The organism is Streptomyces corynorhini, from assembly GCF_003346515.1.
Lineage (GTDB): Bacteria > Actinomycetota > Actinomycetes > Streptomycetales > Streptomycetaceae > Streptomyces > Streptomyces corynorhini.
The window spans coordinates 1-14,247 of the sequence record NZ_QQNA01000291.1 but is presented as its reverse complement, the minus strand read 5'-3'; the positions used below and the strand labels follow the sequence as shown (position 1 = coordinate 14,247).

At 71.9% G+C, this 14,247-nt stretch carries 12 protein-coding genes; 11 read left to right on the top strand and 1 reads right to left on the bottom strand.

The window, feature by feature from the left end; genetic code table 11:
* Positions 1–151: 151 nt before the first annotated feature.
* The 11 genes from hpnC to DVH02_RS37200 all read left to right on the top strand — a co-directional run bounded on the left by hpnC (position 152) and on the right by DVH02_RS37200 (position 12,889).
* Entirely contained in the window at positions 152–1,072 is a 921-nt protein-coding gene (gene hpnC, locus DVH02_RS29480; protein WP_114626913.1) for a squalene synthase HpnC, read from the top strand.
* A complete protein-coding gene (gene hpnD, locus DVH02_RS29475) occupies positions 1,069–2,019 on the top strand; it encodes a presqualene diphosphate synthase HpnD (RefSeq protein WP_199566461.1) in 951 nt (316 codons plus the stop codon). Before hpnC ends, hpnD begins: the two co-directional genes overlap by 4 nt.
* Positions 2,020–2,161: 142 nt before the next feature.
* The gene (gene hpnE, locus DVH02_RS29470; protein ID WP_114626911.1) at positions 2,162–3,553 is read left to right on the top strand and encodes a hydroxysqualene dehydroxylase HpnE; all 1,392 of its coding nucleotides are present in this window, start codon (positions 2,162–2,164) and stop codon (positions 3,551–3,553) included.
* Between the two features lie 53 nt (positions 3,554–3,606).
* On the top strand, positions 3,607–4,665 hold the full coding sequence (locus tag DVH02_RS29465; RefSeq protein ID WP_114626910.1) for a polyprenyl synthetase family protein: 1,059 nt from the start codon (positions 3,607–3,609) through the stop codon (positions 4,663–4,665).
* 135 nt (positions 4,666–4,800) lie between these two features.
* Complete coding sequence (shc, locus tag DVH02_RS29460) at positions 4,801–6,813, top strand: squalene--hopene cyclase (RefSeq protein ID WP_114626909.1); 2,013 nt, start codon at positions 4,801–4,803, stop codon at positions 6,811–6,813.
* Complete coding sequence (locus tag DVH02_RS29455) at positions 6,813–7,484, top strand: phosphorylase family protein (protein WP_114626908.1); 672 nt, start codon at positions 6,813–6,815, stop codon at positions 7,482–7,484. The genes shc and DVH02_RS29455 overlap by 1 nt, the downstream gene beginning before the upstream one ends.
* 5 nt (positions 7,485–7,489) lie before the next feature.
* Complete coding sequence (gene hpnH, locus DVH02_RS29450; protein WP_114626907.1) at positions 7,490–8,509, top strand: adenosyl-hopene transferase HpnH; 1,020 nt, start codon at positions 7,490–7,492, stop codon at positions 8,507–8,509.
* A 152-nt stretch (positions 8,510–8,661) separates the two neighbouring features.
* Positions 8,662–10,542, top strand: a complete 1,881-nt coding sequence (dxs, locus tag DVH02_RS29445; RefSeq protein ID WP_114626906.1) for a 1-deoxy-D-xylulose-5-phosphate synthase — start codon at positions 8,662–8,664, stop codon at positions 10,540–10,542.
* On the top strand, positions 10,539–11,936 hold the full coding sequence (locus DVH02_RS29440) for an aspartate aminotransferase family protein (RefSeq protein ID WP_114626905.1): 1,398 nt from the start codon (positions 10,539–10,541) through the stop codon (positions 11,934–11,936). Before dxs ends, DVH02_RS29440 begins: the two co-directional genes overlap by 4 nt.
* 78 nt (positions 11,937–12,014) lie before the next feature.
* Entirely contained in the window at positions 12,015–12,638 is a 624-nt protein-coding gene (locus tag DVH02_RS29435) for a helix-turn-helix domain-containing protein (protein ID WP_114626904.1), read from the top strand.
* 131 nt (positions 12,639–12,769) lie between these two features.
* The gene (locus DVH02_RS37200; protein WP_407697694.1) at positions 12,770–12,889 is read left to right on the top strand and encodes a DUF6126 family protein; all 120 of its coding nucleotides are present in this window, start codon (positions 12,770–12,772) and stop codon (positions 12,887–12,889) included.
* Here DVH02_RS37200 and DVH02_RS29425 read toward each other — a convergent pair.
* On the bottom strand, positions 12,856–13,701 hold the full coding sequence (locus tag DVH02_RS29425; RefSeq protein ID WP_114626902.1) for a tyrosine-protein phosphatase: 846 nt from the start codon (positions 13,699–13,701) through the stop codon (positions 12,856–12,858). The genes DVH02_RS37200 and DVH02_RS29425 overlap by 34 nt on opposite strands.
* Between the last annotated feature and the right edge of the window lie 546 nt (positions 13,702–14,247).

Below are 14,247 nucleotides of genomic sequence, written 5' to 3'. Positions count from 1 at the left end.
CGCCGAGCGGCCTTCCGTACTCGCCGCGACCGGCGGCGTGTCCGAAATGGGATGTATTGAGTCGGCAGTGTAGAACGGGAGATGTGACGGCAATGACGGAAAATCTCCAGCTCCGCGAGGATTCCGCCGTCCCCGTACCGGGCAGTGCGCTGTGACGGGCGCTCCAGGAGTGGACCCCGGCGCCTCCGGGCGCGCCACGCTGGACAAGGCCACGGAGGAGAACTTCCCCGTGGCCCCGTTCTTCCTGCCGCGTGCCTGGCGCGACGACCTGATGGCCGTGTACGGCTTCGCGCGGCTGGTGGACGACATCGGCGACGGCGATCTGGCCCCCGGCGGCGCGGACGCCCGCCACCTGGGGGTCGACCCCGCCGCCGCGGACGACCGGACCGTGATGCTCGACGCCTTCGAGACCGACCTGCGGCGCGTCTTCGACCGGACGGGCCCGGCCCCCGCGCATCCGCTGCTGCGTGGCCTGATCCCGACCGTACGGCGCCGCTCGCTCACCCCCGAGCCCTTCCTCGGCCTGGTCGGGGCCAACCGCCAGGACCAGCTGGTGCGGCGCTACGAGACCTACGACGACCTGCTCGCCTACTGCGAGCTGTCCGCCAACCCGGTCGGCCGGCTCGTGCTCGGGATCACCGGCACCGCGAGCCCCGAGCGGATCCGGCGCTCCGACGCCGTCTGTACGGCGCTGCAGATCATCGAGCACCTCCAGGACGTGACCGAGGACCTCGGCCGCGACCGGGTCTATCTGCCCGCCGAGGACATGAAGCGGTTCCACGTCACGGAGGCGGAGCTGGCCGCGCCGAGCGCCGGGGCCGCGGTGCGTTCCCTGGTCGCCTTCGAGGCGGAACGCGCCCGGCTGCTGCTGGACGAGGGCGCCCCCCTGGTGGGGAGCGTCCACGGCAGGCTCAGGCTCCTGCTCGCCGGATTCGTGGCCGGAGGGCGCGCCGCCCTCGTTTCGATCGCGGCCGCCGGGCACGATGTGCTCCCCGGGCCGCCCAAACCCACCAAGCCGCGTCTGCTGCGCGAAGTGGGAGCCGTCCTGCGAAGCGCGCACAGAGAGGGATGAGCGGGACCATGGAGGGACACACGCCCATGTCCGCACCGGTACTGGCGGCCTACAGCTACTGCGAGGCCGTCACCGGGCAGCAGGCCCGTAATTTCGCCTACGGCATCAGGCTGCTGCCGACCGACAAGCGGCAAGCCCTGTCCGCGATGTACGCCCTCGCCCGCCGGGTGGACGACATCGGGGACGGCACGCTGGAGCCCGCGGTCAAGCAGGCGCGGCTCGACGACACCCGCGCCCTGCTGGAGCGGGTCCGCGGCGGAAATGTCGACGAGTACGACACCGACCCGGTCGCCGTCGCGCTCGCGGACGCGGCCCAGCGGTTCCCGATCCCGCTCGGCGGGCTCGACGAGCTGATCGACGGCGTGCTGATGGACGTACGCGGCGACACCTACGAGACCTGGGACGACCTCAAGGTCTACTGCCGGTGCGTCGCGGGCGCCATCGGCCGGGTCTCGCTCGGCGTGTTCGGCACCGTGCCCGGCGCGCCGGGGGCCGAGCGCGCCGCCGAGTACGCCGACACCCTGGGCCTCGCCCTGCAGCTGACCAACATCCTGCGGGACGTACGGGAGGACGCGGGCAACGGGCGCACCTATCTGCCCGCCGACGACCTCGCCAAGTTCGGCTGCTCCGAGGGGTTCCACAGCGCCACCCCCGGCGCCGGGGCCGACTTCGAGGGGCTCGTGCACTTCGAGGTGCGCAGGGCCCGCGCCCTGTTCGCCGAGGGGCTGCGGCTGCTGCCCCTGCTCGACCGGCGCAGCGGTGCCTGCACGGCCGCCATGGCGGGCATCTACCGCAGGCTGCTCGACCGGATCGAGCGCGACCCGCGGGCCGTCCTGCGCGGCCGGGTCTCGCTGCCCGGCCACGAGAAGGCGTACGTCGCGGTGCGCGGGCTCTCCGGACTCGACGCCCGCACCATCTCCCGGCAGGCTGTCAGGAGGCGCGGCTGATGCGGCACCTCGTGTGCGTCGCTCATCCGCCCGCCGTTTCCCCCGCTCCCCCGCTCCCGTCGAATGCGTGTGCGCACCGGATCGGCTCAACCTCGGATCCGAGTGCCGCGTCCCTGACTACGACGGCCGCAGGAGGGAACGTATGAGGTCGACCGAGGACGGCACGCGGGCCCACCACGCGGTCGTGGTCGGCGCTGGGCTCGCCGGGATCACCGCCGCCCTCCAGCTCGCCGACGGGGGGGTGCGGGTGACGCTCGTCGAGGGACGGCCGAGACTCGGCGGTCTGGCCTTCTCCTTCCGCCGGGGCGACCTCGTCGTCGACAACGGCCAGCACGTCTATCTGCGCTGCTGCACCGCCTACCGGTGGTTCCTCGACCGGGTGGACGGCGCCGCGCTCGCGCCGCTCCAGGACCGGCTGGACGTCCCGGTGCTCGATGTCGGCTCCGCGCGCGGGCCCAGGCTCGGCCGGATCCGCCGCAACGCGTGGCCCGTGCCGCTGCACCTGGCGGCCGGGCTCGCCGCGTACCCCCATCTCTCGCTCGCCGAACGGGCCTCCGTCGGGCGCGCCGCGCTCGCCCTCAAGCGGCTCGACCTCGCCGACCCGGCCCTGGACGACACCGACTTCGCCAGCTGGCTGGGCCGGCACGGACAGTCCGCGCGGACCATCGAGGCACTGTGGGACCTGGTCGGCGTGGCCACCCTCAACGCCACCGCGCCGCACGCCTCCCTCGGGCTCGCCGCCATGGTCTTCAAGACCGGCCTGCTCTCCGAGCCCGGCGCCGCCGACATCGGCTGGGCCCGGGTCCCGCTCGGCGACCTGCACGACACCCTGGCCCGCCGGGCGCTGGACGCCGCCGGGGTACGGACCGAGCTGCGCACCCGCGTCGGCTCCGTCACCCGCGCCCCCGGCGGCGGCTGGCACGTCGGCGTCGACGGCGAGCGGCTCGACGCGGACACCGTCGTCCTCGCCGCACCCCAGCGCGAGACGCACGACCTGCTGCCCGAGGGCGCGCTCGAACACCCCGGCCGACTGCTGGAGATCGGCACCGCGCCGATCCTCAACGTCCATGTCGTCTACGACCGACCGGTGCTCCGGCGCCCCTTCTTCGCCGCGCTCGGCACGCCCGTCCAGTGGGTCTTCGACCGCACCGACGCCTCGGGGCTGAAGGAGGGCCAGTACCTGGCGCTGTCCCAGTCGGTGGCCGACGACGACATCGACGCGCCCGTCTCGGAGCTGCGAGCCCGCTACCTCCCCGAACTCGAACGCCTGCTGCCCGCCGCCCGAGGGGCGGAGGTACGGGACTTCTTCGTCACCCGGGAGCGCACCGCGACGTTCGCCCCCACCCCCGGCGTGGGCAGGCTGCGGCCGGCCGCCCGCACCCGCGCCCCCGGCCTCTTCCTGGCCGGCGCATGGACCGCCACCGGCTGGCCCGCGACCATGGAGGGCGCCGTGCGCAGTGGCCTCAGCGCCGCCGGCGCGGCCCTCTCCGCACTCGGACGCCGCCACGAACATCCCTTGGAGGAGGCGGCATGAGCCCGAGTACCGCACCAACGAGTACTGGAACAAGAGGAGAGACCGTGCCGACTGTGCCCCCGGCCAATCCGGCTGTCGACACCGCGGATGTCCACGCGCTGCTGGAGCGCGGGAGGAGCCTGTCCACGCCGGTGCTGCGCGCCGCCGTCGGACGGCTCGCCGCGCCCATGGACACCGTCGCCGCCTACCACTTCGGCTGGATCGACGCCGAGGGCCGGCCCGCCGACGGCGACGGCGGCAAGGCGGTGCGCCCCGCGCTCTCGCTGCTCTCCGCGGAAGCGGCCGGAGCCACCGCCGAGACGGGCGTCCCCGCCGCCGTGGCGGTGGAGCTGGTGCACAACTTCTCGCTGCTGCACGACGATCTGATGGACGGTGACGAGCAGCGCCGCCACCGCGACACCGTGTGGAAGGTGCACGGTCCCGCACAGGCCATCCTCGTCGGCGACGCCCTCTTCGCGCTCGCCAACGAGGTGCTGCTGGAGATCGGCACGCCCGAGGCGGGCCGCGCGACGCGCCGACTGACCACCGCCACCCGCAAGCTGATCGACGGTCAGGCCCAGGACATCTCCTACGAGCACCGCGAGCGGGTCACCGTCGAGGAGTGCCTGGAGATGGAGGGCAACAAGACCGGCGCCCTGCTGGCCTGCGCCGTCTCCATCGGCGCGGTCCTCGGCGGGGCCGACGACCGCATGGCCGACACGCTGGAGGCGTACGGCCACCACCTCGGTCTGGCGTTCCAGGCCGTGGACGATCTGCTCGGCATCTGGGGCGACCCCGAGGCCACCGGGAAGCAGACATGGAGCGATCTGCGCCAGCGCAAGAAGTCCCTTCCCGTGGTCGCCGCGCTCGCCGCGGGCGGCCCGGCGTCGCGGCGGCTCGGCGAACTGCTGGCCGCCGACGCGAAAAGCAATGATTTCGAGACCTTTTCCGAGGAAGAGTTCGCCACCCGGGCAGCGTTGATCGAGGAAGCTGGTGGCCGTGAGTGGACCTCCCAGGAGGCCCGCAGGCAGCACGCGGTCGCCATCGAGGCTCTGGATGGTGTGGACATGCCGGAAAAGGTCCGGGCGCAGCTGACCGCGCTCGCCGACTTCGTCGTCGTACGGAAGAGATGATCCTGATTCCCTCATGCCTCCTTTCCCGCTGATGATCCCCATATCCCGAGCAGTCGCCGTCCGCCGCCCTTAAACCGCGCCGGACGACGGAGACCCCAGCACAGCAGAAGCACACCACTGCACGAAGGGGAAGCCATGACAGCGACGACCGACGGAAGCACCGGGGCCGTGGGACCCCGCGCACCTTCGGGCAACGGAACGACCGAGACCACCGTCCCGCCGGGCGGTGACCCGATCAGGGTCGCCGCCGAGCGGGCCACCGCACGGTCCGTCGAACATCTGCTCGGCAGGCAGGACGCGCAGGGATGGTGGAAGGGCGACCTGGCCACCAACGTGGCGATGGACGCCGAGGATCTGCTGCTACGTCAGTTCCTCGGGGTCCAGGACGCCCGCACCACCCATGACGCGGGCCTCTTCATCCGGGGCGAGCAGCGCGCGGACGGCACCTGGGCCACCTTCCACGGCGGCCCGGGCGACCTCTCCGCCACCGTCGAGGCGTATGTCGCCCTGCGACTGGCCGGGGACCGGCCCGACGACCCGCACATGGCGCGCGCCTCCCAGTGGGTACGCGAACACGGCGGCATCGCCAGGAGCCGGGTCTTCACCCGGATCTGGCTGGCCCTCTTCGGCTGGTGGAAGTGGGACGACCTCCCCGAACTCCCCCCGGAACTGGTCTTCCTGCCCAAGTGGTTCCCGCTCAACATCTACGACTTCGGCTGCTGGGCCCGGCAGACCATCGTGCCGCTGACCATCGTCTCGGCCAAACGCCCCGTACGGCCCGCGCCCTTCGCCCTCGACGAGCTGGCGGGCCCGCCGCAGGCCGGTGGCCGCGCCGCCCGACAGGCCCCGCTCGCCAGCTGGGACGGTGTCTTCCAGCGGCTCGACAGGGCCCTGCACGTCTACCACCGCCTCGCGCCGCGCAGACTGCGCACGAGCGCCATGAACGCCGCCGCGCGCTGGATCATCGAGCGCCAGGAGAACGACGGCTGTTGGGGCGGGATCCAGCCGCCCGCCGTCTACTCCGTGATCGCCCTGCACCTGCTCGGATACGACCTCGACCACCCCGTCATGCGCGCCGGACTCGAATCCCTCGACCGGTTCGCCGTGCGCCGCGCGGACGGGGCCCGGATGATCGAGGCCTGCCAGTCCCCGGTCTGGGACACCTGCCTGGCCACCATCGCGCTCGCCGACGCGGGGCTGAGCCCCGACCACCCGGCACTGGTCAAGGCGGCCGACTGGATGCTGGGCGAACAGATCGCCCGACCGGGCGACTGGGAGGTGCGCAGACCCGGACTCACCCCGGGCGGCTGGGCGTTCGAGTTCCACAACGACAACTACCCCGACATCGACGACACCGCCGAGGTGATCCTCGCGCTGCGCCGGGTCGCCCACCCCGACCGTCGGCGGATGGACGCCGCGATCGAGCGGGGCGTCCGCTGGAATCTGGGCATGCAGTCCAGGAACGGGGCATGGGGCGCCTTCGACGCCGACAACACCAGCCCGTTCCCCAACCGGCTGCCGTTCTGCGACTTCGGCGAGGTCATCGACCCGCCCTCCGCCGACGTCACCGCGCACGTCGTGGAGATGCTCGCCTACGAGGGCAAGGCCCACCACCCCGACACCCGGCGCGGAATCGAGTGGCTCCTGGCCGAACAGGAGACCTTCGGCGGCTGGTTCGGCCGCTGGGGCGTCAACTACGTCTACGGAACGGGATCGGTGGTGCCCGCGCTGACCGCGGCCGGGCTGCCCACCTCCCACCCCGCGATCCGGCGCGCCGTCTCCTGGCTCGAATCCGTCCAGAACGAGGACGGCGGCTGGGGCGAGGACCTGCGCTCGTACCGCGACGAGGCATGGATCGGGCACGGCGCCACGACCGCCTCCCAGACCGCCTGGGCGCTGCTCGCGCTGCTCGCGGCCGGGGAGCGGGAGAGCAAGGCCGTCGAGCGCGGGGTCGCCTGGCTCGCCGAGACACAGCGGGAGGACGGCTCCTGGGACGAGCCGTACTTCACCGGCACGGGCTTCCCGTGGGACTTCTCGATCAACTACCACCTCTACCGGCAGGTCTTCCCGCTCACGGCGCTCGGCCGGTACGTCCACGGAGAGCCCAAGGCCCTCACGGCACTCGCCGGCACCCGCAAGGGCAGCTGATGGAGCGGTCCTCGGGGCCGTCGTCCCGGCCCGCTCCGCCCCCCTCGCTGCTGATCGCCTGCGCCCTGTCCATCGAACGCCTCGCCCTGCGCGGGACGCTGCGCGGCGGCCGGGGCGAGGCGGCCGGACCGGTGACCGTGCTGCGTACGGGCATGGGCCCCAAGAACGCCGAGCGCGCCGTGGCACGCGCGCTCGGCGAGCCCGCGCACAGGGACGCGGCCGTCATCGCGTCCGGATTCTGTGCCGGGCTCGCCCCGGGCATGAGCCCGGGGGACCTGATCGTCGCCGAGGAGACCCGGGGCCCGGCCGGCACCACCCCCTGCACGGGGCCGGGACTGCTGGTCGACGCCCTGGTCAGGGCCGTACCCGGGCACACGGTCCACACCGGGCCGCTGACCGGCTCCGACCATGTCGTACGGGGCCGGGAGCGGGCCGAGCTGCGCGCCACCGGGGCGCTGGCCGTGGACATGGAGTCCGCCGCCACGCTGCGCGGCGCGCTGGCGTCCGGGCCACGCCCGGTTGCGGCCGTCCGGGTGATCGTGGACGCTCCAGAGCATGAGCTGGTCCGTATTGGCACAGTGCGCGGTGGAATATCAGCCTTTCGTGTTCTTCGTGCCGTCCTTCCTGCTTTTCATGAATGGCACCGTTCTTTGCTGCTCCCCAGGAGGTGAGCTAGATGGCCATGCCGCTCCGCCAGACCATCCGGGTCGGGACCTATCTCTTCGAACAGAAACTGCGCAAGCGTGAGAAGTTTCCGCTCATCGTCGAGCTGGAGCCGCTCTTCGCCTGCAATCTGGCCTGCGAGGGCTGTGGGAAGATCCAGCACCCCGCCGGGGTCCTGAAGCAGCGCATGCCCGTCGCCCAGGCCGTCGGGGCGGTGCTGGAGTCCGGCGCGCCGATGGTCTCCATCGCGGGCGGCGAGCCCCTGATGCATCCGCAGATCGACGAGATCGTCCGCCAGCTCGTGGCCAAACGGAAGTACGTCTTCCTCTGCACCAACGCGATGCTGATGCGCAAGAAGCTGGACAAGTTCACACCCTCGCCCTACTTCGCCTTCGCCGTGCACATCGACGGGCTGCGCGAGCGGCACGACGAGTCCGTGGCGAAGGAGGGTGTGTTCGACGAGGCCGTGGCGGCCATCAAGGAGGCCAAGCGCCGCGGCTTCCGGGTGACCACCAACTCCACCTTCTTCAACACCGACACCCCGCAGACGATCATCGAGGTGCTCAACTACCTCAATGACGAACTGAAGGTGGACGAGATGATGATCTCGCCCGCCTACGCCTACGAGAAGGCCCCCGACCAGGAGCACTTCCTGGGCGTCGAACAGACCAGGGAACTGTTCAAGAAGGCGTTCTCCGGTGGCAACAGGGGACGCTGGCGCCTGAACCACTCGCCGCTGTTCCTCGACTTCCTCGAAGGCAAGGCCGACTTCCCGTGCACGGCGTGGGCCATCCCCAACTACTCGCTCTTCGGCTGGCAGCGCCCCTGCTACCTGATGAGCGACGGGTATGTGCCGACGTACCGTCAGCTCGTCGAGGAGACCGACTGGAGCAAGTACGGCCGCGGCAAGGACCCGCGCTGCGCCAACTGCATGGCGCACTGCGGCTACGAGCCGACCGCCGTCCTCGCCACCATGGGCTCGCTGAAGGAGTCCCTGCGGGCGGCCCGGGAGACGGTCGTCGGAACGCGGTGACGTCGGAGCGCCGGCGAGCCGGTCGCGTCGGGCCTTCCCGCGCCACCGGCCCGGCCGGCCACCGCGGGCCCCGGGGAGGGGCCCGCCGCCGGTGGCCCACGAGGCGCCCGCCGCCGCCGTGAGCCGAAACGTATCCAAGAGGGGGCCTGTACGTGTCGATCCTGGAAGGAGTCCGGGGGCCACGCGACCTGAAGGCGCTGACCGCGGACGAACTCGGCGAACTGGCCGGGGACATCAGAGAGTTCCTGATCCGCGAGGTGGCCAGGACCGGCGGCCACCTCGGGCCCAACCTCGGGGTGGTGGAGCTGACCCTCGCCCTGCACCGGGCCTTCGACTCGCCCGTCGACCGCGTCCTGTGGGACACCGGACACCAGAGCTACGTGCACAAACTGCTCACCGGTCGGCAGGACTTCTCCAAACTGCGCGGCAAGGGCGGCCTGTCCGGCTACCCCTCCCGCGAGGAGTCCGCGCACGACGTCATCGAGAACTCGCACGCCTCCACCGCCCTCGGCTGGGCCGACGGACTCGCCAAGGCGCGCGACGTGCTCGGCCGCGACGAGCACGTCGTGGCCGTCATCGGGGACGGGGCGCTCACCGGCGGCATGGCCTGGGAGGCGCTCAACAACATCGCCGCCGCCAAGGACCGTCCGCTGATCATCGTCGTCAACGACAACGAACGGTCCTACGCGCCGACGATCGGAGGCCTCGCCAACCACCTCGCCACCCTCCGTACCACCGACGGGTACGAGGACGTCCTCGCCTGGGGCAAGGACGTCCTCCAGCGCACCCCCGTCGTGGGACGGCCGCTCTACGAGTCGCTGCACGGCGCCAAGAAGGGCTTCAAGGACGCCTTCGCCCCGCAGGGCATGTTCGAGGACCTCGGCCTCAAATACCTCGGGCCGGTCGACGGCCACGACATCGCCGCCGTGGAGTCCGCCCTCCAGCGGGCGAAGCGCTTCCGCGGCCCCGTACTGGTGCACTGCCTGACCCAGAAGGGCCGCGGCTACACGCCCGCCCTGGAGGACGAGGCCGACCGCTTCCACACCGTGGCCGCCATGGACCCGCTCACCTGCGAGCCGCTGACCCCGCCGGCCGGCCCGTCCTGGACCTCGGTGTTCCGCGACGAGATCGCCGAGATCGGCGCACGGCGGCCGGACGTCGTGGCGATCACGGCCGCCATGCTCCAGCCGGTCGGCCTGGACAAGTTCGCCGAGCGCTTCCCCGACCGGGTCTGGGACGTCGGGATCGCCGAGCAGCACGCGGCGGTCTCCGCCGCCGGTCTGGCCACCGGCGGCCTCCATCCGGTCGTCGCCGTCTACGCGACCTTCCTCAACCGCGCCTTCGACCAGGTGCTGATGGACGTCGCCCTGCACCGCTGCGGGGTGACCTTCGTACTGGACCGGGCCGGGATCACCGGCACCGACGGCGCCTCCCACAACGGCATGTGGGACATGTCGATCCTCCAGTGCGTGCCCGGCCTGCGGATCGCCGCCCCCCGCGACGCCGATCAGCTGCGGGCCCAGCTGCGCGAGGCCGTCGACGTGGCCGACGCGCCGACCGTCGTACGGTTCGCCAAGGAGTCGGCGGGCGAGCCGGTCGAGGCCGTCGGGCGGCTCGGCGGCATGGACGTCCTGCGCCGCGCGGAGGACGCCGAGGTGCTGCTCGTCTCGGTGGGCGCGCTCGCGCCCGTCTGCCTCGCCGCGGCCGAACTGCTCGCCGAGCGCGGCGTCGGCTGCACCGTCGTCGACCCGCGCTGGGTCAAGCCCGTGGACGGACAGCTCGCGCCACTGGCCGCCGGACACCGGCTGGTCGCCGTCGTGGAGGACAACAGCCGCAGCGGAGGCGTGGGTTCGGCCGTGGGCCAGGCGCTGCGCGACGCCGGGGTGGACGTACCGCTGCGGACCTTCGGCATCCCCGAACAGTTCCTCGCCCACGCCAAGCGCGCCGAGGTGCTGGCCGACATCGGCCTCACCCCGGTGGAGATCGCGGGACGGATCAGCGCCGCACTCGGCCCCAAGGAGAACAAGGAATGACGACCGGACCCCAGGGCTTCGACCTGGGAAGACTCCTCGCGGAGCGCGGCGCCGAGCGCTACGAGCTGCACACCAGGCACCTCAACCACCAGCTCCCGCGCATGCTGCGCACCATCGGCTTCGACCGGGTCTACGAGCGGGCCGAGGGCGCCTACTTCTGGGACGAGGACGGCAACGACTACCTGGACATGCTGGCCGGGTTCGGCGTGATGGGGCTCGGCCGCCACCATCCCGTCGTCCGCAAGGCCCTCCACGACGTCCTCGACGCCTCCCTCGCCGACCTCACCCGCTTCGACTGCCAGCCGCTGCCCGGACTCCTCGCCGAACGTCTCCTCGCCCACAGCCCGCATCTGGACCGGGTGTTCTTCGGCAACAGCGGCACCGAAGCCGTCGAGACGGCCCTCAAGTTCGCCCGCTACGCCACCGGCCGGCCCAGGATCCTCTACTGCGCGCACGCCTTCCACGGACTGACCACCGGCTCGCTGTCGGTCAACGGCGAGGACGGCTTCCGCGACGGATTCGCGCCACTGCTGCCCGACACGGCGATCCCGCTCGGCGATCTCGACGCGCTGGAGCGGGAGCTGAGACGGGGCGACGTCGCCGGGTTCGTCGTCGAGCCGATCCAGGGCAAAGGCGTGCACGAGGCGCCGCCCGGCTTCCTGCGCGCCGCCCAGGAGCTGCTGCGCCGCCACAAGGCGCTGCTCATCGCGGACGAGGTGCAGACCGGGCTCGGCAGGACCGGCGACTTCTACGCCTACCAGCACGAGGAGGGCGTCGAGCCGGACCTCGTCTGCGTGGCGAAGGCGCTCTCCGGCGGCTATGTGCCGGTCGGGGCGACCCTCGGCAAGGACTGGATCTTCAGGCGCGTCTACTCCTCGATGGACCGCGTCCTGGTCCACTCGGCGAGCTTCGGCTCGAACGCCCAGGCCATGGCGGCCGGTCTGGCCGTGCTCGCCGTGATGGAGGACGAGGGGACCGTCGCCCACGCGCGGGCCACCGGCGATCTGCTCAGGACCCGGCTGGCCGCGCTCGTCGACCGCTACGAACTGCTGCACGAGGTGCGTGGCCGGGGCCTGATGATCGGGATCGAGTTCGGCCGCCCCGACTCGATCAAGCTGCGCGGCCGGTGGACCATGCTCCAGGCAGCCCGCAAGGGACTCTTCGCACAGATGGTGGTCGTACCGCTGCTCCAGAAGCACCGGATCCTCACCCAGGTCTCCGGCGACCATCTGGAAGTGATCAAACTGATTCCGCCGCTGACCATCGGGGAGCGGGAGGTCGACCGCTTCGTGACCGCCTTCACCGCCGTGATGGACGACGCCCACGGCGGCGGCGGCGGGCTCATGTGGGACTTCGGGAAGACACTGGTGAAGCAGGCGGTCGCCAACAGATAGCGTACGGATCGATCTTTCGGTGTTTGCCTCGGAGGCAAGAAATTTGCCTCTGAGGAAAAATGCTGGCGCAATGGGGGCATGAGCACATCTCCTGCCGGAGAAGGGCCCGGCGATCCCGCCGACCAGCTGCCCGACGTCGCACCCCGGCTGCGCGAGCTGCGTCGCGACAGGCGGCTGACCCTGGAAGCGGCGGCCCGGCGGGCGGGGCTCTCGCCCGCCCATCTGTCCCGGCTGGAGACAGGGCGCAGACAGCCTTCGCTGCCGATGCTGCTCGGTCTCGCGCGTACCTACGGTACGACCGTCTCCGACCTCCTCGGCGAGCAGCCACCGGAGCGCGACCCCATCGTCAGGGCCGGCCGGCCGGAGCCCGTGGCGGCCGACGGCTGGACGTACCACCAGGCCGGCGCCGCCGGCCGGGTCATGCAGCCGCTGCGGCTCGACGTCCCCTACGGGGCGCAGGGCGACCTCGTCCGCGTACACCCGGGGGAGGAGTGGCTCTACGTCCTCGAAGGGCCGCTGCGGCTGAACCTCGGGGACACCGTGCACCTGCTCGGCCCCGGGGACAGCGCGCACTTCGACTCGCTCACCCCGCACCGGATCGCCGCCGCCGGTCCTGAGGGGACCGAGCTGCTCTTCGTCCACACCCTGCTGCGTAGCTCCGCCGCCGAGCTGTGCCTCGGCGGCGGAGGCCATCGCCGCTGATCTGCCGAGAGAGGTCCGCCATCATGCCGGAGACAGAGAAGACCGCGCCCACCACCGATGCCACCACCGATGCCACCGACACCGCCGCCCGCGCGGCGTCCGCAGCGCCGGTCCCGGCGGCGAAGGGGGTGATGGACGAGGAGAAGACGTTCCCCGTGGGGCTGGTCGTCCGGCTCTTCGCCTATCTGGTGGCGGGCCACATCCTCGCGTTCTTCCTCTACCTGCTCTTCACCGTCGGAGCCAAGGGCTGAGAGGTGTCCTCGAGGAGCCGGTCGCGCAGCCGCTCGCGTGTCCCCGGGGTGAGCCCGAGGCCCTCGCCCAGATAGCGCTCGGTGCTTCCCCAGGTCTTCTCGATGCTCTCGAACGCGGCGGCGAGGTAGGCGGCGCGGGCGTCGAAGAGCGGACTGAGCAGCTCCATCACCTCGGGCGAGGTCGCGGCGGGGGAGTCGTCGCCGCGACGGACCCGGTAGCGCCGGTGCGGATCGTTCGACATCAGGTAGTCGGCCTCGATCGCTTCGGGCTCCACCCCGACCGCCAGCAGCGTGACCGCGACGGAGAGCCCGGCGCGGTCCTTGCCCGCCGCGCAGTGCATGAGCGCCGGGGCCGCCTCCCCGGCGAGCGCGTGCAGCACCCGGCTGTGCTCGGCGGTGCGCTCCGTGATGATCTTCCGGTACGAGCCGATCATCCGGGCCGCCGCCCTTCCCTCGGAGAGCAGCACGCGCAACTGGCCGAGGTCGCCGTCGCGGACCATCCGCCAGAACTCCGCGCCGTCGGCCGGGTCGGAGAGCGGGATGTTCACGTGGCGCACGCCGGGCAGTTCGACGTCCGCGCCGTCCAGCCTCAGATCCGCCGAGTTGCGGAAGTCGAAGACCGTGTGCAGCCCGAGCCCCGCGAGGAACGCCGCGTCGGACGCGGTGGCGTGGGCGAGATGGCCGCTGCGGAAGAGCACACCGCCGCGCACCCGCCTGCCGTCCCTGGTGGGCAGGCCGCCCAGGTCGCGGAAGTTGCGCACACCGGACAGCTCGGGCTCGGCCGAAGGGACGTGCGGAAGCTGCTGCGTCACGGCGTGCTCCTCCGTGTCTGCCGCCGACGCGACTCGCCGGCGAGGTCGATTCCCGACCCTACGACATCCGTTCCGCGGTGATCAGGGGTGCGGAGGGCGGCGGGGCGGGATCCGGACGCGTATCCATCGGACTCGTCGCGCGCGACGGGAGACCGCCAGAACGGGCAGCTGTCCGTATTGCGACGTTGTGCCTAACCTGCCCTGTTAGCAGGGGAGATGGGGTGCGTCGGGTGAGCAGGATCATATCCGTGACGTTGCGTGGTGACGCGGGGAGAGGCGGAGGCCGCCTCGCAAGGGGGCGGAAGATCCGTAATCCACACAGGGTGACGGGTGGTGCCCGACGATATTCGCGTGGCGGGCCACGCCGGAAAACAGCCGCTTGTTCCGGCCGTCCGACTCGCTTACGTTCACCCTCAATCCGGACGGAACGCCGAATCCTGCCGCCGACCGGACCACACATCCACCCATCCACGTGTGGCAGGAGCGGGGGACCCAGGTAGTACGCCGGTCCGGGACGATCCGGAGCGGCTGGGGTCTTTCGTTTGG